The sequence below is a fragment of the Pseudomonas sp. Pseusp49 genome (assembly GCF_059491875.1).
In genome coordinates, this window is record NZ_CP168514.1 from 1,686,147 (window position 1) to 1,706,086 (window position 19,940).

Genomic DNA, 19,940 nt, shown 5'->3' on the forward strand with positions numbered 1-19,940 from the left:
TTGTTCGATAGCGTGCTTATGTTCTCTCTCCACGTCTCATGACCCGAGGGCCGCTCCATGAATGTGAAGTTTCGTCAGCTGATTCGCCGGTTTTCAGTCGTCACCTTGATCAGCGTATTCAGCGCTGGCCTGGCGCAGGCCGAAGATGCGCCGGGCACGCGCATCGGTGTACGCGGCGAAATCACCGGTGTCAGTCCGGACGTTGTGAAGGTCCACGCCAACAGCGGCGACAACCTGGTGATCAACCTGACCCAGGACACCAAGGTCCGCGCCGTGACCCTTGCCAACATCGAAGACATCAAGCCAGGCAGCTACATTGGCTCCGCAGCCATTCCCCAGGAGGATGGCACGCTCAAGGCCCTGGAGGTCCATGTGTTCCCGCCGGAACTGGCCGGCAGTGGCGACGGTCATCGGCCCTTCGATCTGGTCAAGGGCAGCAGCATGACCAACGGCAGCGTCGGCGACCTGGTGGTGAGCAATGGCCGGGTGCTGACCGTCAACTACAAGGGTGGCCAACAGAAGATCCTGGTGCCCGAAGACGTTCCCATCGTCAACCTGATGCCGGCCGATCGCAGCCTGTTGAAGGTGGGCGTGAAGATCGTGACCTTTGTCACGCAGGGCGCTGACGGCACGCTCACCGCTCAATCCATTTCGGCGGGCAAGGATGGCGTGACGCCACCGATGTAGCCGATGCATGGCAACCGGCCATCTGAAGAAAAGCCCGCACAGCCCCGGCAGCTAGAATCTACTGGGGGGATCACTTCAATGTGTCCTTACAAGCGGGAGTATCACGATGAAAATCGTATCTTCGCTGGCGTTAGTGGTAGCGGTCGGTTGGATCTCTGGGTGCTCGACAGTGCCTGACAGTCAGGTCACCAGCGTTCCCCTGAATGCTACATCCGATAATCCCGGGAATATTGCCCGGTTGATCATGATGCCCGGTGATAACGCAACAACGTTCTGGGTTGAGGTCAGCGGCGAGGGCATAGGCAGCACATTGCCGGGGCGGTTGACGGCCTACATCTATCCGGGAAACTGTGGGAACCTGGGTTCGAAACCCGCCTATGACATGAATGACGGCCCAAATGCCCGGTTCTATTCGCAAGCGTCGAACCAGCGCTTCTGGAAAAGCGCACCGGTCGCCGTCGAGACCCTTCGAGCCGGCGGCTACGCCCTGGTGGTGCGTCAAAGCCCGGTCGATGGTCATCAGGCTATTTTCTGCGGCAATTTGAGCTAGAGGTGCACCCTTGTAGGAGCTGCCGCAGGCTGCGATCTTTTGATCTTGCTTTTAGAAACAGAAGATCAAAAGATCGCAGCCTGCGGCAGCTCCTACAGTCGTTCGGGGGGGTGTTCACAAAAAAGGCGACCTGTGCAGGTCGCCTTGTTCATTGCCGCTCAGCGATCACTTACCGCTGTAGATCTGGTCGAAAATCCCGCCATCGTTGAAGTGGGTCTTCTGCACGGTACGCCAGTCACCGAAGGTCTTCTCGACGGACAGGAAGTCCACTTTCGGGAAACGGTCGGTGTACTTGGCCAGCACGGCCGGGTCACGCGGGCGCAGGTAATTGGCGGCAGCGATCTCCTGGCCTTCCGGCGACCACAGGTACTTCAGGTATTCCTCGGCGGCGGCGCGGGTGCCTTTCTTGTCGACGGTTTTGTCGACCACCGACACCGGTGGCTCGGCTTCGGCGGAAACGCTTGGGTAGATGACTTCGAACTGGTCACGACCGAACTCGCGGGCGATCATTTCCGCTTCGTTCTCGAAGGTCACCAGCACGTCGCCGATCTGGTTGGTCATGAAGGTGGTGGTGGCGGCGCGGCCACCGGTATCGAGTACCGGCGCTTGCTTGAACAGCTTGCCGACGAAGTCTTTGGCCTTGTTCTCGTCACCGCCGTTTTTCAGCACGTAGCCCCAGGCCGAGAGGTAGGTGTAGCGGCCGTTCCCCGAAGTCTTCGGGTTCGGCACGATGACTTGCACGCCATCCTTGAGCAGGTCCGGCCAGTCTTTCAGGGCTTTCGGGTTGCCCTTGCGCACGATGAACACGGTGGCCGAGGTGAACGGCGCGCTGTTGTTCGGCAGGCGCGTGACCCAGTTTTCCGGGACCAGTTTGCCGTTGTCCGCGAGGGCATTGATGTCGGTGGCCATGTTCATGGTGATGACATCCGCCGGCAGGCCGTCGATCACCGAGCGTGCCTGTTTGCTGGAGCCGCCGAAGGACATCTGCAGGGTGATGTTTTCGTTGTGCTCGGCTTGCCAGTGTTTCTGGAACGCAGTGTTGTAGTCCTTGTAGAAGTCGCGCATCACGTCGTAGGAAACGTTGAGCAGCGTCGGTGCCGCCTGGGCGATGTTGCCCAGGGCCAGGCCAGCGGCGAGAAGCGAGGCGCCAAAGAGTTTTTTCACTGCGAATTCCTTGTTCTGTCATGTAGGCGCAGCCTGCGGCAGCTCCTACAGGTTATTTGTTGGTTTCAAAGCACGCGACTATAGCCGGGCTCGTTTAGTCCTTTAAAGATTAAAAAGCTCTTTGCTTATTCCAGTTTTTTAAACAGTGCGTTGCCGCAACGGGAGCAGAATGCAGCGCCGTGTTCGTGGCTGTTTTTCTTGCACACCGGGCAGTCGTGTTGAAGTTGATCGCCGCGCATGGCATTGGCCAGTTCAGCAGTGAAAATCCCGGTTGGCACGGCGATGATCGAGTAACCGGTGATCATCACCAGCGACGAAATCACCTGGCCCAGCGGCGTCTTCGGCACGATGTCGCCGAAGCCCACGGTGGTCAGTGTCACGATAGCCCAATAGATGCCTTTGGGAATGCTGGTGAAGCCATGTTCGGGGCCTTCGATCACATACATCAGCGTGCCGAAAACCGTCACCAGCGTGCAGACGCTGACCAGGAACACCACGATTTTCTGCTTGCTGCCGCGCAGCGCCGACATCAGGTAGTTGGCTTGCTTGAGATAAGGGCTGAGCTTGAGCACACGGAAAATCCGCAGCATGCGGATGATCCGGATTATCAGCAGATACTGCGCATCGGCGTAATACAGCGCGAGGATGCCGGGCACGATGGCCAGCAGGTCCACCAGTCCGTAAAAGCTGAAGGCGTAGCGCAGGGGTTTGGGCGAACAGTACAGGCGCAGGATGTATTCGCCGAGGAAAATCACCGTGAAGCCCCACTCGATATAGGCGAGTACATCGGCGTAGTTGCGGTGAACGCTGTCGATGCTGTCGAGCATCACGATCACCAGGCTGGCGAGGATGATCAACAGCAGGATGCCGTCGAAGCGCCGACCCGCCTGGGTGTCGGTCTGGAAAATCATGACGTAAAGGTCTTCACGCCAGTGTTTGTTGCTGTCCATGGATAACGCCTGACTCGATGATCAGCGCAGCCTAGGTTGATTCTCCCCGGTAGCGCAAGGCGCGCTTTCGACCCTGGCTTTGCCGAGCACCTGAACAATCGTGCGGATCAGCCAGCAGGCAAGAATGAACGGCGCGGTCAGCGTGGGCAGGCCGATGGCGGCAAACACCGGTGTCAGCAACAGCGCCAGGCCGATGCCGACCAGCGGCAGCCACGGTTGGCGACGCTGCGAGCTGAAGGCGAGGGCGGCGAGTACCGCGTTGTAGCCGCCGAGGCCCAGCAGTGCGGTGTAGAAGTCGTGCTGCAGCAGGCTCCAGCCCATGCCCGCACCAGACGCCAGCAACGCCCAGCAGAAGGCGCGGCGATCAGCGATGAGCAAGCCGGCGGCAATCATCGCACCGGCCAGCGGATGACCGAGGAACATCACCTGACCGATGCCTTTGAAAGGGGCGGCGAGCATGTTCAGGGTGCTGACTTCAATCAAATGCGCCTCTGTCGAGGGTGTGGCGAAGCACAGCAACACCCAGCTCAGCACCACGAATGGCGTGGTGTAGGCGGGGAGGTATTGGCTGAACCGGACGCGCTTGAGCCACTGCTGGGTGAACATCGCGCTCAGGCCACCGGCGGCCAGAATCAGCGGCGGCATCATCGCCGACCAGGGGAAGTACAGGCTCAGCAACAGACCGAGCAGAACGCCGTTGTAGCTGAACAACCCGGCCTGACGGTCAGCCTTGGCGTAGTTGCGACGTTGCGCGGTGAACAACCCGGCGACACCGCCGAGCAAGGCGCCGCCCAGCAAGGCGGGCGCAGTGAACAGGATTGCCAGGAGGCACAGCAGGCCGCACAGCGGATTACGCTGGAGAAAGATCTGGCTGAAGCCGTTGAGCAAGGCTTCGGCCCAGTCGGGGCAGTGGGTGTTGAAATGGTTGGCAGGCATGATGGAGTCTGTGGTGTTTCCAGTGAATCGTGTCGCCTGCTTCGCGAGCAAGCCCGCTCCCACAGTTGATCTGTGTGCACCACAGAATCAATGACTGAACAAAGGTTCAATGTGGGAGCGGGCTTGCTCGCGAATAGGCCAGTTCAGGCGCTAGATCAATGTCTCGATACGCAAAGAGTTAGTCGATCCCGGCTGCCCAAAGGGCACACCGGCGGTGATCAATAAGGTGTCGCCACGCTGCGCCATGCCTTGGGCCTGGGCGATCTCCAGCGCTGTGGAGCAGACTTCATCGACCTGGCGCAGGCGATCGTTGACCACCGAGTGCACACCCCAGGCCACGCTCAGGCGACGGGCGGTCTGCAGGTTCGGCGTCAGGTTGAGGATCGGCACGGTCGGCCGCTCCCGCGCCGCACGCAGGCTCGACGCCCCGGACTCGCTGTAGTTCACCAGCACCGCCACCGGCAGCACGTTGCTGATACGGCGAATGGCACAGCTGATCGCGTCGGAAACAGTCGCCTCGGCTTTCGGTCGGCTGACGTCGAGTTGAGTCTGGTAGTCCGGACCGTTTTCCACTTGGCGGATGATCTTGCTCATCATCTGCACGGCTTCGAGCGGGTATTCGCCGGACGCGGTTTCCGCCGACAGCATCACCGCGTCCGCCCCTTCGGCCACGGCGTTGGCGACGTCTGTGACTTCGGCGCGGGTGGGCGCCGGCGAGAAACGCATCGACTCCAGCATCTGCGTGGCCACCACCACCGGTTTGCCGAGCTGACGGCAGGTGCCGATGATGTTCTTCTGGATCTGCGGCACGCTTTCGGCCGGCACTTCCACGCCCAGGTCACCCCGGGCGACCATGATCGCATCGCTCAATTCGGCGATCTCGCGCAGTTGTTCGACAGCCGAGGGCTTCTCGATCTTGGCCATCAGGAAGGCTTTGTCGCCGATCAGGCTGCGGGCTTCGCGGATGTCGTCGGGGCGTTGCACGAACGACAGCGCGACCCAATCCACGCCCAGCTCCAGACCGAAGGTCAAGTCGCGGCGATCCTTGGCGGTCAGCGGGCTCAGGTCGAGCACCGCTTGCGGCACGTTCACGCCTTTGCGGTCCGACAACTCGCCGCCATTGAGCACGGTGGTGTCGATGGCGTCGGCGTATTTGGTCACGACCCGCAGGCGCAACTTGCCGTCGTCCAGCAGCAGGTCCATGCCCGGCTCCAGCGCGGCGATGATTTCCGGGTGGGGCAGGTTGACCCGGCGCTCATCGCCCGGCGTGGCGTCGAGGTCCAGGCGCAAGGCCTGGCCGCGTACCAGTTGCACCTTGCCTTCGGCGAACTTGCCGACCCGCAGTTTCGGGCCTTGCAGGTCCATCAGGATGCCCAATGGATAATTCAGTTGGCGCTCGACTTCACGAATCCACTGGAAACGCTGGGCGTGGTCGGCGTGATCGCCATGGCTGAAGTTCAGGCGGAAGATGTTGACCCCGGCCAGCACCAGCTCACGGATGTCGTCGATGCCATCGATGGCCGGGCCGAGCGTGGCGAGGATTTTGACCTTTTTGTCAGGCGTCATGTTTAGTGCTCTCAAGGATCAGAATGGCGCGGAAGTCGTTGACGTTGGTTCGGGTCGGCTCGGTGACGATCAGGGCGTCGAGTGCCTCGAAATAGCCGTAGCCATTGTTGTTGTCCAACTCGTCGCTGGCGCTCAGGCCCTTTGCGGCGGCGCGGGCGTAGCTGTCCGGGGTCATGATTGCGCCGGCGTTGTCTTCCGAGCCGTCGATGCCGTCGGTGTCACCGGCCAGTGCGTAGACGCCAGCCAGGCCTTTGAGGCTGTCGGTCAGGCTCAGCAGGAACTCGGCGTTGCGCCCGCCACGGCCATTGCCGCGCACGGTGACGGTGGTTTCACCGCCCGAGAGAATCACGCAAGGCGCCGCCAGCGGCTGACCGTGCAGGACGATCTGGCGCGCGATGCCGGCGTGGACCTTCGCCACTTCGCGGGATTCGCCTTCGAGGTCGCCGAGGATCAGCGGGCTGAACCCGGCCTGGCGGCATTTCACCGCTGCCGCTTCCAGGGATTGCTGCGGACGGGCGATCAATTGGAAATGACTGCGTGCCAGGCTCGGGTCGCCGGGTTTGACGGTTTCCGACTCGGGGCTTTGCAGCCAGGTGCGCACCGAGACCGGGACCTCGATGGCATAACGCTTGAGGATCGCCAGGGCTTCGGCCGAGGTGCTCGGGTCGGCCACGGTAGGGCCGGAGGCGATGACCGTGGCCAGATCGCCCGGTACATCGGAAATCGCATAGGTGTAGACAGTGGCCGGCCAGCAGGCTTTGCCCAGGCGGCCGCCCTTGATCGCCGAAAGGTGCTTGCGCACGCAGTTCATCTCGCCGATGGTCGCGCCGGACTTGAGCAGGGCTTTGTTGATCGACTGCTTGTCCGCCAGGGTGATGCCTTCGGCCGGCAGCGCCAGCAGGGCAGAGCCGCCGCCGGAGAGCAGGAAGATCACGCGGTCGGATTCGTTGAGGTCGCTGACCAGCTCCAGCACACGCTTGGCCACGGCCAGACCTGCAGCGTCCGGTACTGGATGTGCAGCTTCGACCACTTCGATTTTTTCGCAAGGTGCGCCGTGACCGTAACGGGTCACCACCAGGCCTGACACTTCGCCCTGCCAGCAACGCTCGACTACCTGGGCCATGGCGGCCGCGGCTTTGCCGGCGCCGATGACGATCACGCGACCGCTGCGGTCGGCAGGCAGATGGGCTTCGAGGACTTGTTGCGGATGTGCCGCGTCGATGGCTGTGGCAAACAGCTCGCGCAGCAATTGTTGCGGATCGACCGACATGGCGGGCTCCCGGAATTCTTGTTATTGGGATAAAACGACAGCAGGTGTTGCGACTCGGTCCTGTGGGAGCTGGCTTGCCAGCGATTCAGGCGCCGCGGTCATTCAGGAAAACCGCATCGATGCCATCGCGGGCAAGCCCGCTCCCACAGGGAGCGAGCCAGAGGCGCAGATTATTTTTTGTCGCGAATCGAGAAGTTAGCCATGTGTTCCAGGCCCTTGATCAGCGCCGAGTGGTCCCAGTTGCTGCCGCCAATGGCCGCGCAGGTGCTGAACACTTGCTGGGTGTTGGCGGTGTTCGGCAGGTTGATGTTCAGTTCCTTGGCGCCTTGCAGGGCCAGGTTCAGGTCCTTCTGGTGCAGGCTGATGCGGAAGCCTGGATCGAAGGTGCCCTTGATCATGCGCTCGCCGTGCACTTCGAGGATCTTCGAGGAAGCGAAACCGCCCATCAGTGCTTCACGCACCTTGGCTGGATCGGCACCGTTTTTCGAAGCGAACAGCAGGGCTTCGGCCACCGCCTGGATGTTCAGGGCCACGATGATCTGGTTGGCCACCTTGGCGGTTTGACCGTCGCCATTGCCACCGACCAGGGTGATGTTCTTGCCCATGGCCTGGAACAGCGGCAGGGCGCGTTCGAAGGCGTCGGCATCGCCGCCGACCATGATGCTCAGGGTCGCCGCCTTGGCGCCGACTTCACCACCGGAGACCGGGGCGTCGAGGTATTGCGCGCCTTTTTCGTTGATCTTCGCGGCGAAAGCCTTGGTGGCGGTCGGCGAGATCGAGCTCATGTCGATCACTACTTTGCCTTTGCCCACGCCGGCAGCGATACCGTCGGCACGGAACAGCACGTCATCGACCTGCGGGGTATCCGGCACCATGACGATGATGAACTCGGCTTCCTGGGCGACTTCTTTCGGGTTCGCCAGAGCAACGGCGCCAGCGGCGACCAGGTCGGCAGGGGCGGCGTCGTGGTGCGCCGACAGGAACAGGCTGTGACCGGCTTTCTGCAGGTTCAACGCCATTGGGTGGCCCATGATGCCGGTGCCGATAAATCCGATTTTAGCCATGAGAAAATCCTCTTGTTTTTGTGTGCCCCCCTGTAGGAGCTGCCGAAGGCTGCGATCTTTTGATCTTGATCTTGAAAGGCAAGATCAAAAGATAGCAGCCTGCGGCAGCTCCTACACAGGGTTGCCCGTGTCTTGTTAGATTGCGTTGTGGGTTTTGAGCCAGCCCAGGCCTGCTTCGGTGGTGGTCAGCGGCTTGTATTCGCAACCGACCCAGCCCTGATACCCGATGCGGTCCAGGTGTTCGAACAGGAAGCGGTAGTTGATTTCACCGGTGCCTGGTTCGTTGCGCCCCGGGTTGTCCGCGAGCTGCACATGGTTGATCTCGCCCAGGTGCGATTGCAGGGTGCGGGCCAGGTCGCCTTCCATGATTTGCATGTGGTAGATGTCGTATTGCAGGAACAGGTTGGCACTGCCGACCTGCTCGCGAATCGACAGGGCTTGCGCCGTGTTGTTCAGATAGAAACCTGGAATGTCACGGGTGTTGATCGCTTCCATCACCAGCTTGATCCCTGCCGCTTGCAGCTTGTCGGCCGCGTACTTGAGGTTGGCGACGAAGGTTTTCTCCACGGTGGCATCGTCAAAGCCCTGCGGCCGGATACCGGCCAGGCAGTTGACCTGAGTGTTGCCCAGCACTTGCGCGTAGGCGATGGCCAGGTCGACACCGGCACGGAACTCTTCAACCCGGTCCGGCAGGCACGCGATACCGCGCTCGCCCTTCGCCCAGTCGCCGGCCGGCAGGTTGAACAGCACTTGGGTCAGACCGTTGGCGTCGAGCTTGGCCTTGATTTCGGCGGAGCTGAAGTCGTACGGGAACAGGTACTCGACACCACTGAAGCCGGCTTTGGCGGCCGCTTCGAAACGGGCAAGAAAGTCCTGTTCGGTGAACAGCATGGACAGGTTGGCTGCGAAACGCGGCATGGTGGTCTCCCGTTGCAAATTAATGGCGATGGCGCTGTGTGTGTAGGAGCTGCCGAAGGCTGCGATCTTTTGACTTTTACAAGCTCAAGATCAAAAGATCGCAGCCTGCGGCAGCTCCTACGGGGGCGAACCATCAGCAATAGTGGATCAGTCGAGCAGCGAAATCGCAGTCGGTGCGTCGTCGCCGACCAGCGCCAGGTCTTCGAATTCGTTGACGGCGTTGATCTCCGTGCCCATGGAAATGTTGGTCACGCGCTCCAGGATGATCTCGACGATCACCGGAACCTTGAACTCCTCGATCAGTTCCTGAGCCTTGCGCAGGGCAGGCTGGATCTGAGCCGGTTCAAACACACGCAGTGCCTTGCAGCCCAGGCCTTCGGCCACTGCGACGTGGTCGACACCATAGCCGTTGAGTTCCGGGGCGTTCAGGTTGTCGAAGGACAGCTGTACGCAGTAGTCCATGTCGAAACCGCGCTGTGCCTGGCGGATCAGGCCCAGGTACGAGTTGTTCACCACGACATGGATGTACGGCAGCTTGAACTGCGCGCCCACCGCCAATTCCTCGATCATGAACTGGAAGTCATAGTCCCCCGACAGGGCCACGACTTTACGGTTCGGATCAGCCTTGACCACGCCCAGCGCTGCCGGAATGGTCCAGCCCAGAGGGCCTGCCTGACCGCAGTTGATCCAGTGACGCGGCTTGTAGACGTGCAGGAACTGCGCGCCGGCAATCTGCGACAGACCGATGGTGCTGACGTAGCAGGTATCTTTGCCGAACACCTGGTTCATCTCTTCGTAAACGCGCTGCGGCTTGACCGGCACGTTGTCGAAGTGAGTCTTGCGCTGCAGGCTGGCTTTACGCTGCTGGCAGTCTTGCAGCCAGGCGCTGCGGTTCTTCAGCTTGCCGGCGGCTTGCCATTCGCGAGCGACTTCGATGAACACGGTCAGCGCGGCAGCGGCGTCGGACACGATGCCCAGGTCCGGGGTGAACACGCGGCCGATCTGAGTGCCTTCGATGTCGACGTGGATGAACTTGCGGCCTTCGGTGTAGACGTCGACCGAACCGGTGTGACGGTTGGCCCAACGGTTACCGATGCCCAGCACCACGTCGGATTTGAGCATGGTCGCGTTGCCGTAGCGGTGCGAGGTCTGCAAGCCAACCATGCCCACCATCAGCGGGTGATCGTCGGGAATGGTGCCCCAGCCCATCAAGGTCGGGACAACCGGAATACCGGTCAGCTCGGCGAACTCCACCAGCAGATCGCTGGCGTCGGCGTTGATGATGCCGCCACCGGCGACCAACAATGGACGCTCGGCCTGATCCAGCAAGGCCAGGGCCTTCTCGACCTGAACCCGGCTAGCGGTCGGCTTGGCCAGCGGCAGTGGCTGGTAAGCGTCGATGTCGAATTCGATTTCCGCCATTTGAACGTCGAACGGCAGGTCGATCAGCACCGGGCCTGGACGGCCGGAGCGCATTTCATAGAAGGCTTTCTGGAACGCGTAAGGCACCTGGCCCGGTTCCAGAACGGTGGTTGCCCACTTGGTGACTGGCTTGACGATGCTGGTGATGTCGACAGCCTGGAAGTCTTCCTTGTGCATACGGGCGCGGGGTGCTTGCCCTGTGATGCAGAGGATTGGAATCGAGTCGGCCGAGGCGCTGTAGAGCCCGGTGACCATGTCGGTGCCGGCAGGGCCGGAAGTACCGATGCACACGCCGATGTTGCCGGCCTTGGTGCGGGTGTAGCCCTCGGCCATGTGCGAGGCGCCTTCAACGTGGCGAGCGAGTACGTGATCGATGCCGCCGACCTTTTGCAGGGCGGAGTACAGCGGGTTGATGGCGGCACCCGGGATGCCAAAAGCGGTATCGACCCCTTCACGGCGCATCACCAGAACGGCGGCTTCGATTGCTCTCATTTTGCTCATGGTTTTGTGCCTCTTTACGTTTTGTAATTGTATACAAGTGGCTTTGCGCAGAGTGTATTCACGGCGGACGGCGCAGGTCAATCCATTTTCTCAAGCGCTTGTTTCATTCGTCGGAAGCCAGTTCTACTGTGGCTTTTCGTCGCATGTGGCGCCTTTCGAGAATTATTGTATACAAAAAAATAATTCATTGTGTTCTATTTGTTGCATCGGGCTGCGGCACAAAAGCGCAGCCCCACGACTTTCCCTATAACAAAATGAGGACGGCACCATGAGCGCTTTAACCTTGAAAGTCGCAGTCAACCTGGTCAACGAGGCCATCAACGCAGGGCGTGCAATCTCCGCGGCACCCTTGACCATCGCGGTCCTGGATGCCGGTGGGCATCTGATCACCCTGCAACGCGAAGACGGCGCGAGCCTGCTGCGCCCGCACGTCGCCATCGGCAAGGCCTGGGGCGCCATTGCGCTGGGCAAGGGGTCACGCCTGCTGGCGCTGGACGCCCAGCAACGCCCGGCGTTTATCGCCGCGTTGAACAGCCTGGGGCAGGGCAGTGTCGTGCCGGCACCGGGTGGTGTGCTGGTGAGGGATCAGGACGGGAATGTGTTGGGGGCGGTGGGGATCAGCGGCGATCTGTCGGATGTTGACGAGCAGTGCGCGATCAATGCCATTGAGGCGTTGGGGTTGGTGGCGGATGCGGGGGTGGCGGCTTGATCTTCGCTGACTGAACTACCGCTTTCGCGAGCAAGCCCGCTCCCACATTGGATCTACGGTGTAGCAAATCCCCTGTGGGAGCGGGCTTGCTCGCGAAGGCGATCGACGGGACACATCCAGCTAAAAGTCTGCATGACCCTCCAGTATTTCCAGGGCTAGCCTTCTCATGACTTCATCTTGAGAGTGGCAAAGGAATGTCCGACTTACCTGCTTCACATCGCCTGCGCACGGGTCGCTATGCCGAACCCAATCGAATCTACTTACTGACCACCAACACTCTGGATCGCGAGCCGATTTTTACCGACCTCGCTTTGGGTAGATTGGTGGTTCATCAATTTCGCCGGGCACAAGATGTCGGATTGGCAAAAACATTGGCTTGGGTCGTCATGCCCGACCATTTTCATTGGCTGGTCGAATTGGAAAACTGCTCGCTAAGAAAGCTGATGCGCCAGACCAAATCCCTGATTACGAGGGAGGTGAATCTTTCGAGTAGTAGAAGCGGGCCGCTTTGGCAGCAGGGCTATCACGACCGGGCGTTGAGGCGGGAGGAGGACTTGGTGAAGTTGGCCCGGTATGTCGTGGCAAATCCACTGCGGGCCGGACTTGTTGAAAAGCTTGGCGACTATCCGCTGTGGGATGCTATCTGGGTTTGAGCCAGCACCGAGTTGCCTTCATCGCTGGCAAGCCAGCTCCCACGGAGATTTGTGTCGTTCACAGATTTTGAATTCAACACAGAAACCTGTGGGAGCTGGCTTGCCAGCGATGGCCACACCGCGCTCGTTCAGCCCGGCTCACACCCCTTGAGCACCAACCGGATAATCGTCTGCGCCGCCGCTTCGTAATCTTCTTCATCCAGCCTGGCCTTGCCGGTGATGGCGGTGATCTGCCAGTCGAAGTCGGCGTAGGTCTGGGTGGCGGCCCAGATGCTGAACATCAGGTGGTTGGGGTCGATGGGGGCGATTTGTCCGCGGTCGATCCAGGTCTGGATGCACTCGATGTTGTGTTTGGCCTGGCCATTGAGCTGTTCGACCAGGTCGGTGCTCAGGTGGGGAGCGCCGTGCATGATTTCGCTGGCGAACACCTTGGAGGCGAAAGGCAGGTCGCGGGAGATGCGGATTTTCGAGCGAATGTAGCCGCTGAGCACTTCACCGGGTTCGCCGTCCGGGTTGAACGGCGTCGAAGCCTGCAGGATCGGTTCGATGATGCTTTCCAGGACCTCGCGGTAGAGGTTTTCCTTGGATTTGAAGTAGTAGTAGACGTTGGGCTTGGGCAATCCCGCCTTGGCTGCGATGTCGCTGGTTTTGGTCGCAGCGAAGCCTTTGTCGGCGAACTCCTCACTGGCGGCACGCAGGATCAATTGTTTGTTGCGCTCGCGGATAGTGCTCATAAACCCGGTGATTCCTTGCCTGTTCTGGCGGTTGCGCATGGTATCACCGGCCTCGCGCGGCGCTCAAGAATGCACCGTAGGCTCTTGTGTCGCGCTATGCTGCTGCGCATTCATTGCAGAAGGAAACCCGATTCATGGCAGGAAGCAGTTTGCTGGTGCTGATCGACGACATCGCGGCGGTGCTGGATGACGTCTCACTGATGACCCAAATGGCCGCCAAGAAAACGGCCGGCGTACTCGGTGACGACCTGGCTCTCAATGCCCAGCAAGTCAGTGGTGTGCGGGCAGAGCGGGAAATCCCGGTGGTCTGGGCGGTCGCCAAGGGGTCGTTCATCAATAAACTGATCCTGGTGCCGTCGGCATTGGCGATCAGTGCGTTCATCCCGTGGCTGGTCACACCGCTGTTGATGGTCGGCGGTGCTTATCTGTGCTTCGAAGGCTTTGAAAAACTCGCCCACAAGTTCCTGCACAGCAAGGCTGAAGACGCCGTCGAGCATGCGCAGCTGGTCGAGGCGGTGGCCGATCCTGCCACTGACCTGGTGGCGTTCGAGAAGGACAAGATCAAAGGCGCGATCCGCACCGACTTCATTCTTTCGGCGGAAATCATCGCCATCACCCTCGGCACCGTGGCCGGTGCTCCGTTGACCCAGCAGATCATCGTGCTATCAGGCATTGCCATTGTCATGACGGTCGGTGTGTACGGACTGGTGGCGGGTATCGTCAAGCTCGACGACCTTGGCCTGTGGTTGACCCAAAAACCCGGGCAGATGGCGAAAAGCATCGGCGGCGGGATTCTGCGTGCGGCACCGTACATGATGAAGAGCCTGTCGGTGATCGGCACTGCGGCGATGTTCCTGGTCGGCGGCGGGATTCTCACGCACGGTGTGCCGGTGGTGCATCACTGGATCGAAAGTGTTGGCGCAGCGGCAGGCAGTGGCGGATTTATCGTGCCGGTGCTGCTCAATGGCGTGGCGGGGATTGTGGCGGGGGCGGTGGTGCTGGTTGGGGTGATGGCTGTCGGCAAGATCTGGAAAGCCCTGAAAGGCTGAAGACAACGCTAAACAAATGTGGGAGCGGGCTTGCTCGCGAATAGAGTGTGTCAGTCACCAGAAAGGTTGTCTGACACACCGCTTTCGCGAGCAAGCCCGCTCCCACAGTGTTTTTCGGCTGCCGAAATTACTCGGCGATTTGCAACTTGCGCGCTTCGGTATACACGTAACGCACTTTCTCGTACTCGAATGGCGAGTTCAGTTGGCCATAACGGAAGGTGGTCTGGTTGCGCTTGTCGATGCCGCGCAGGATCCAGACTTCCGGATGGTTGGAGCTGACCTCGGCCACGTTGAGGAAGTTGATCGCATTCTCGGCCGTGTAATCCACCAGCAGGCCGCCGGTATCACGCAGGTTCGACGGACCGAGGATCGGCAGGACGAAGTAAGCGCCTCCCGGAACACCATAGAAGCCCAGGGTCTGGCCGAAGTCTTCGCTTTGGCGTGGCAGGCCCATGGCGGTGGCCGGATCCCACAGGCCGGCGATGCCGAGGGTGGTGTTGAGCAGCAGTCGCCCGGTGGTTTCCAGTGAGCGCTGGCCCTTGAGTTGCAGCAGGCTGTTCAACAGGTTCGGCACATCGCCGAGGTTGTTGAAGAAGTTGCTGACGCCGGTGCGCAGGAAGCTCGGGGTGACGTAGCGGTAACCATTGACCACTGGCAGGAATACCCATTGGTCGAAGCGGTAGTTGAAGTGGTAGACGCGCCGGTTCCACTCTTCCAGCGGATCGTAGACGGCCAGTGCGCTGAGCGTCGAACGCTCGAATTCGCGCTGGTCCAGGCCCGGGTTGAACTTGAGTTTGCTCAACGGTTCCTTGAAGCCGTCACTGTCGACGACCACGGGAGCGTTGGCCTTGCTGTTGTCGGCTTGCGCGACGCCTGCACAGAGTAACGCTGCGAAAAGCAGGAGGTATTTAGCCACGGAAGAACTCCAGCATGGCGTCGCTGTTGACGCGGTAGTTAATATTGCCGCAGTGGCCCCCGTGCGGGTAAACGGTCAGGCGATCACCGAAGGTCTTGCGCAGGAAGCCCAGGTCGCCAGGACCGAGGATCACGTCGTCGGCGTTGTGCATGACGGCGATTTTCGGGCTTTCGTGCAGATAGTCCTTCAGCGCGTACAGGCTCACTTGATCAATCAATTGCAGCAGGCTGCCGCCGTCAGTTCGGGCGCGCCACATCGGGATCACTTGTTCGGTGATGTAGCAGTCGAAGTCGCATTGCAGCGCACGCTTGAGGAATGGCGTGAGGCTGGTGCCTTCGGTGATCGGGAACTTGGGCGGGGTGATCAGGCCGCGACGGTTGATCAGGTCCGAGGTAAAGGCAATGTCGGCCGCCGAGAAGCGGAACGAGGTGCCGATCAACATGGCCATCTGTTCGTTGGTCAGGTGCTGCTTGGACTGCTGGAAGTCGTAGAGCAGGGCATCGTTGAGGTCGATGTAGCCCTTCTGCTGAAAGTAGCGGGTCAGTTTGTTCAGCACCAGTTCATAGAACGTGGTGCTGTTGTTGATGCCCTTGACCTCAGTCTGGACCAGCTTGTCGAGGTTGGTGATCGAGGTGTAGAGGTTGACTGGCGGGTTGAGCAGCAGGACTTTCTTGAAGTTGAAGCTGCGGCGGGTTTCGTCCAGGTGCGCGACGAAAGCGGCATCCAGTGCCCCCAGGCTATACCCGGTCAGGTAGTAATCGGTGACGGGCACTTTCGGGTTCTGTGCCCGCACGGCCTGCATCACCCGGTACAGATCTTCGGCGTCTTCCTTGGAAACGCCCGGCGTGGCGAAGCGCGAGGCGGCACTGATGAAGTCATAGCTGGTGGGCGATGACAACTGCACCACGTGGTAGCCGGCTTTGTAATAGAGCTTCTTCAGGTATTCGTTCAGGCTGCTGTCATAGCGCGCACCGGTGCCGGCGATCAGGAAAATCAGCGGCGCGGCGTGATCCTGCGTGGCAATGCGGTAGTCGAGTTTCTTGACTGCCCAGAAATTGTCCGGCAATTCGAACGCCCGTTCCGGACGCAAGGTGACGCTGCGCACGGTCTGATCGATGTCATCGTCCAGGGGGAGCTCTGGACGCAGGTCCGGCGGCGTGGTCGCAATGGTCGCCTCGAACGGGTTGGTCAGGGGGTAGCCATAACTGGCGGCGTCAACGTCGACCGCCAGTGCGGACGCACTCAATATAAGGCCGCCAAACAGGGCGGCGAAGCGCAAGGAGCGGAGCATGACTAAATCCCTTAGAAGAAGGTGTCAAATGAAATTCGCAGGCTATGACCACCGGATACGCGCCAAAGTGCCAAGCCTCGGCACCAAACAGGCCTGATTTCGAAGTTATAGTAGCTGGACGATACACTTTGCAGCGATTGAATGCCCAGTTAACAGTTGTTATAGCTTGCGAAAGGTTCAAGGGAGATTAAGCTGGCCGCCGTTTTTCGCCAATTGGAGTGTTTCATGTCTCGCCGCCTGCCCGTGATCCTGCTGCTTGTTTTGCTGCCTGTGTGGCTGGCCGCCAGTTATGGCGCGCGTTATGGCTTCATGGAGGATGCGCAATGGGTCGGCATTTGCGTGGATGAGGCAAGCCGTTGGGAATGCCAGGTGCGTTCGAACCTGGGCCTGATGATTCACTTCGGGGTTCTGGGCTGGGGCGCCTTGGCTGCTGCCGTGATCGGCTTTGTGTTGTCCGGGCGTGCGGGGTGGTGGTTGGCAGTGCTGGCGCTGGTGCTCGGTTTTCCGGCGTTGGCCTTGTACAACACGACGTTGGCGGTGTTTGCGGTGGTGATTGCGGGGTTGCGGTTGGTCAGGGCTTCCCGCAGCGCCTGATAGTCCGCTATCGCGAGCAAGCTCGCTCCCACAGTGGATCTTCAGTGAACACAAAGTCCGTGTGCGATAAAGATCAATTGTGGGAGCGAGCTTGCTCGCGATGAGGCCAGTCGGGTCAATGCGAAATCAAGCTGTGCGAACCCGCAAGCAGCGCCACAACGCCGCCACCATCAGCACACTCACCAGCGCCCAGCCCCAGGCCTGCTGGTTCAGTAAACCTTCACGAAACAGTTGCGGTGCGATGCCGGCGCCAATGATGAAGGTCAGCAGGGCGATTTCCCGGCGCGGCGCGCTCACCGGGCGGCACAGGTAGACCAGCGCCGGTACGATGAACGCCACGCTGGGGAAGCTGCGATAACGCGGGTCAAATACCAGTTCCAGCATCATCACGGCCGCCGCGAAACCTGCCGTTGCAACCAGCCAGCCAGCACGGCGCTCCAGTAAATCGAAAGCCCGCCCGCGCCACCCGTCACGCGGACTCAGCGTCAGTGCTGCATGGGCCAGCACCAGCAGATTCAGTACGGTCAGCAACCCGACCCACAGCCATTCACTGGTGAAGCGAGTGGTGACACGTGCCAGGTCGCCCCAGGCGCCAATCGAGCAAGCGGCCAATGCGCCGAGCAGTGGCAGCACCAGCGCCGCGCGCGTCGTGCGAACCCGGCCGCCAAGCAGCAGGGTGCCGATAAAGATCAGGCCGCCCACCGCCAGCCATTGCGACCAGTACGGGACGTTTGTCACTGGCCCGGCCAGCACACCCTTGTCCTGGCGATCGGCATCGAACAGTCCCCAGTAGCCGCCGACCGCGCCTTCACTGGCGCGCTTCCATGGCTGGTCGAAGGCTTCGATCAGGTTGTAATGCCAGCCTTGCTGCTCGGCCATGGCGACAAAACCACGAATGAATTTGGCTTCATTGACCCGGCTCGGCAGGGCGGTTTCGCGCTGGCGGCCTTCGCTGGGCCAGCCGGTTTCGCCGATCAGTACGTCCTTGGGCGCGAATTTGTTGCCGAACACCTGACGCACTTCCGCCACATGTTGCAGGGCGGCGTCGATGTTCGATGGATCGTCCTCCCAGTACGGCAGCAAATGGATGGTCAGAAAGTCCACGGCAGGGGCAATTTCAGGGTGCTTGAGCCAGAACTCCCAGACGTCGGCATAGGTGACGGGCTGTTTGACCTGGCTCTTGACCTTGTTGATCAGCCTCGCCAATTGCGCACCGGTGACTTCCTTGCGCAGCAGGGTTTCGTTGCCTACGATCACTGCGCTGACCACATCCGGGTTGGCGTTGGCCGAAGCGATCAGCAGGTCGACTTCTTTTTCCGTGTCCACCGGGTTGCTGTTGACCCAGGCGCCTATCATCAACTTCAAACCGTGCTTGCGTGCAAGGTCCGGCAGGGCTTCAAGGCCGGTCATGGAATAGGTGCGGATGCATTCAAAGCTTTTTGACAGCAGTGCGAGGTCGGCATCCATACGTTCGGGGCGCAAGTTGAATGGCACGTCGAACGGCGATTGGTCCTTGTCGAACGGCGTATAGGACGCGCATTGCAGCTTGTGCGTGGCGCTGGCCGCGTCCGGCAGGATCACCGGTTTGCCGAGGCCGTACCAGAAGCCGCCAAGGGCAAACAGCCCGAGCAGGCAAGCGAATAGATAAGCAGCAAAAGGAAAGCGGGATGTCGCGGACATGGTCAGGCCGTGTGGGAGCAAAGCGGCGCATGTTACCTGCATTTACCGCGCGCTTGGTGGCCTGCATGATTTTGACATGCAAAGTTCGGGCGGTTTGGCAGGTGCGTTTGTCGTGGTCAGGATTAATGGCTTTCTGATGTCGTTTCTCGATGCCTTGAGGTCGCTGGCAGAGCAGGTCGCGATGAGCGTCAGGTTGATTATCGAGGCGTCAGTACTCCGCTGATGTCGGGACGAGTTTGCTGTGAGGCGTGATGGGGGCGCTGTGCACCATAACAATACGTTTAAGCGACTCGGCATCCGTCGAGCGCAGCACTTTCGGGGAAGTAACGATGAAGATGCGACGACTCTTGGGCGCAGGTGCCGCTTTGGTGCTGGCGATCAGCTCTACCGTGGCCAGTGCCGCCGGGAAGGAAGTGACTATCGGTTACGTCGATGGCTGGTCGGACAGCGTTGCCACGACCAACGTGGCCGCCGAAGTGATCAGGCAGAAACTCGGTTATGACGTGAAGCTGCAAGCCGTTGCCACCGGGATCATGTGGCAGGGCGTGGCGACCGGTAAACTCGACGCCATGCTGTCGGCCTGGCTGCCGGTGACTCACGGCGAATACTGGACGAAGAACAAGGATCAGGTCGTCGATTACGGCCCGAACTTCAAGGACGCAAAAATCGGATTGATCGTGCCGGAGTACGTCAAGGCCAAGTCGATCGAGGACCTGAAAACCGACGACACCTTCAAGAATCGCATCGTCGGCATCGACGCCGGTTCAGGCGTGATGCTCAAGACCGACCAGGCCATCAAGGACTACGACCTGACCGGTTATCAACTCAAGGCCAGTTCTGGCGCCGGCATGATTGCCGAGCTGACCCGTGCCGAGAAGAAAAACGAATCCATCGCCGTCACCGGCTGGGTACCGCACTGGATGTTCGCCAAGTGGAAACTGCGCTTCCTCGAAGATCCGAAAGGCGTGTATGGCGCGGCAGAAACCGTGAACAACATCGGCAGCAAAGGGCTTGAGGCCAAGGCGCCGGAAGTGGCCAAGTTCCTGAAGAACTTCCAGTGGGAGTCCAAGGATGAAATCGGCCAGGTGATGCTGGCGATTCAGGACGGTGCCAAACCTGAAGCCGCAGCGAAGGACTGGGTCGCCAAACACCCTGAGCGCGTGGCTGACTGGACCAAGTAACAGGCTCCTCGCTTTAAATTGTGGGAGCGGGCTTGCTCGCGAAAGCGGTCTGACAGTCAACTTTGATAGTGACTGATACGACCGCTTCGCGAGCAAGCCCGCTCC

The 19,940-nt window shown here is 60.4% G+C and carries 20 protein-coding genes; 8 read left to right on the plus strand and 12 right to left on the minus strand.

Translation table 11 applies throughout. The features are described from left to right. Positions 1-57: 57 nt before the first annotated feature. Positions 58-687: a hypothetical protein gene (locus tag ACEN83_RS07480; RefSeq protein ID WP_495579901.1), complete on the plus strand. Its 630-nt coding sequence runs from the start codon at positions 58-60 to the stop codon at positions 685-687. 106 nt (positions 688-793) lie between these two features. Beyond that, complete coding sequence (locus ACEN83_RS07485) at positions 794-1,237, plus strand: hypothetical protein (protein ID WP_495579902.1); 444 nt, start codon at positions 794-796, stop codon at positions 1,235-1,237. A gap of 165 nt (positions 1,238-1,402) precedes the next feature. Here the strand turns inward: ACEN83_RS07485 and ACEN83_RS07490 are convergent, their stop codons facing one another. The 8 genes from ACEN83_RS07490 to gcl all read right to left on the minus strand — a co-directional run bounded on the left by ACEN83_RS07490 (position 1,403) and on the right by gcl (position 11,028). Next, positions 1,403-2,401 (minus strand): sulfate ABC transporter substrate-binding protein, encoded by a 999-nt coding sequence (locus tag ACEN83_RS07490; protein ID WP_495579903.1) that lies wholly within the window; start codon positions 2,399-2,401, stop codon positions 1,403-1,405. Between the two features lie 125 nt (positions 2,402-2,526). Then, entirely contained in the window at positions 2,527-3,351 is an 825-nt protein-coding gene (locus tag ACEN83_RS07495; protein WP_007971419.1) for an ion transporter, read from the minus strand. 21 nt (positions 3,352-3,372) lie between these two features. Beyond that, positions 3,373-4,287: an urea transporter gene (locus ACEN83_RS07500; protein ID WP_495579904.1), complete on the minus strand. Its 915-nt coding sequence runs from the start codon at positions 4,285-4,287 to the stop codon at positions 3,373-3,375. Between the two features lie 150 nt (positions 4,288-4,437). After that, the gene (pyk, locus tag ACEN83_RS07505; RefSeq protein WP_495579905.1) at positions 4,438-5,853 is read right to left on the minus strand and encodes a pyruvate kinase; all 1,416 of its coding nucleotides are present in this window, start codon (positions 5,851-5,853) and stop codon (positions 4,438-4,440) included. After that, positions 5,843-7,123, minus strand: a complete 1,281-nt coding sequence (locus tag ACEN83_RS07510; RefSeq protein WP_495579906.1) for a glycerate kinase type-2 family protein — start codon at positions 7,121-7,123, stop codon at positions 5,843-5,845. Before ACEN83_RS07510 ends, pyk begins: the two co-directional genes overlap by 11 nt. Before the next feature lie 170 nt (positions 7,124-7,293). Then, positions 7,294-8,187, minus strand: coding sequence for a 2-hydroxy-3-oxopropionate reductase (locus ACEN83_RS07515; protein WP_095963879.1), 894 nt, complete (start codon positions 8,185-8,187; stop codon positions 7,294-7,296). Between the two features lie 135 nt (positions 8,188-8,322). Next, positions 8,323-9,105 (minus strand): hydroxypyruvate isomerase, encoded by a 783-nt coding sequence (gene hyi / locus ACEN83_RS07520; protein WP_007971414.1) that lies wholly within the window; start codon positions 9,103-9,105, stop codon positions 8,323-8,325. 147 nt (positions 9,106-9,252) lie between these two features. After that, complete coding sequence (gene gcl / locus ACEN83_RS07525) at positions 9,253-11,028, minus strand: glyoxylate carboligase (RefSeq protein ID WP_007971413.1); 1,776 nt, start codon at positions 11,026-11,028, stop codon at positions 9,253-9,255. 268 nt (positions 11,029-11,296) lie between these two features. Here gcl and ACEN83_RS07530 point away from each other — a divergent pair, with 268 nt between their 5' ends. Together ACEN83_RS07530 and ACEN83_RS07535 are read left to right on the plus strand one after the other, a co-directional pair. Continuing rightward, positions 11,297-11,737 (plus strand): GlcG/HbpS family heme-binding protein, encoded by a 441-nt coding sequence (locus ACEN83_RS07530; RefSeq protein WP_218475308.1) that lies wholly within the window; start codon positions 11,297-11,299, stop codon positions 11,735-11,737. 194 nt (positions 11,738-11,931) lie between these two features. Beyond that, positions 11,932-12,390, plus strand: coding sequence for an REP-associated tyrosine transposase (locus ACEN83_RS07535; RefSeq protein ID WP_495579907.1), 459 nt, complete (start codon positions 11,932-11,934; stop codon positions 12,388-12,390). Positions 12,391-12,518: 128 nt separating this feature from the next. Here ACEN83_RS07535 and ACEN83_RS07540 read toward each other — a convergent pair whose 3' ends face one another. Continuing rightward, the gene (locus ACEN83_RS07540; RefSeq protein WP_218475305.1) at positions 12,519-13,124 is read right to left on the minus strand and encodes a TetR/AcrR family transcriptional regulator; all 606 of its coding nucleotides are present in this window, start codon (positions 13,122-13,124) and stop codon (positions 12,519-12,521) included. Positions 13,125-13,258: 134 nt separating this feature from the next. Between ACEN83_RS07540 and ACEN83_RS07545 the strand changes: the two genes are divergently transcribed. Then, positions 13,259-14,173: a DUF808 domain-containing protein gene (locus ACEN83_RS07545; protein ID WP_495579908.1), complete on the plus strand. Its 915-nt coding sequence runs from the start codon at positions 13,259-13,261 to the stop codon at positions 14,171-14,173. Positions 14,174-14,300: 127 nt separating this feature from the next. Here ACEN83_RS07545 and ACEN83_RS07550 read toward each other — a convergent pair whose 3' ends face one another. Both ACEN83_RS07550 and ACEN83_RS07555 read right to left on the minus strand, forming a co-directional pair. Continuing rightward, on the minus strand, positions 14,301-15,089 hold the full coding sequence (locus ACEN83_RS07550) for an MlaA family lipoprotein (RefSeq protein ID WP_495579909.1): 789 nt from the start codon (positions 15,087-15,089) through the stop codon (positions 14,301-14,303). Continuing rightward, positions 15,082-16,380 carry a serine protein kinase PrkA gene (locus ACEN83_RS07555; RefSeq protein ID WP_007971404.1) on the minus strand — a complete coding sequence of 433 codons (1,299 nt, stop codon included), beginning with the start codon at positions 16,378-16,380 and terminating at the stop codon, positions 15,082-15,084. Before ACEN83_RS07555 ends, ACEN83_RS07550 begins: the two co-directional genes overlap by 8 nt. 225 nt (positions 16,381-16,605) lie before the next feature. Between ACEN83_RS07555 and ACEN83_RS07560 the strand changes: the two genes are divergently transcribed. Continuing rightward, complete coding sequence (locus ACEN83_RS07560; protein ID WP_007971403.1) at positions 16,606-16,974, plus strand: hypothetical protein; 369 nt, start codon at positions 16,606-16,608, stop codon at positions 16,972-16,974. 126 nt (positions 16,975-17,100) lie between these two features. Here ACEN83_RS07560 and ACEN83_RS07565 read toward each other — a convergent pair whose 3' ends face one another. Beyond that, a complete protein-coding gene (locus ACEN83_RS07565; protein ID WP_495579910.1) occupies positions 17,101-18,696 on the minus strand; it encodes a glycoside hydrolase family 17 protein in 1,596 nt (531 codons plus the stop codon). On the opposite strand from ACEN83_RS07565, the gene ACEN83_RS07570 reads away from it, so the two are divergent. Together ACEN83_RS07570 and ACEN83_RS07575 are read left to right on the plus strand one after the other, a co-directional pair. Beyond that, positions 18,653-18,877 carry a hypothetical protein gene (locus tag ACEN83_RS07570; protein WP_116580386.1) on the plus strand — a complete coding sequence of 75 codons (225 nt, stop codon included), beginning with the start codon at positions 18,653-18,655 and terminating at the stop codon, positions 18,875-18,877. The genes ACEN83_RS07565 and ACEN83_RS07570 overlap by 44 nt on opposite strands. A 106-nt stretch (positions 18,878-18,983) precedes the next feature. After that, positions 18,984-19,835, plus strand: a complete 852-nt coding sequence (locus tag ACEN83_RS07575; RefSeq protein ID WP_033047503.1) for a glycine betaine ABC transporter substrate-binding protein — start codon at positions 18,984-18,986, stop codon at positions 19,833-19,835. The last annotated feature ends 105 nt before the right edge of the window (positions 19,836-19,940 follow it).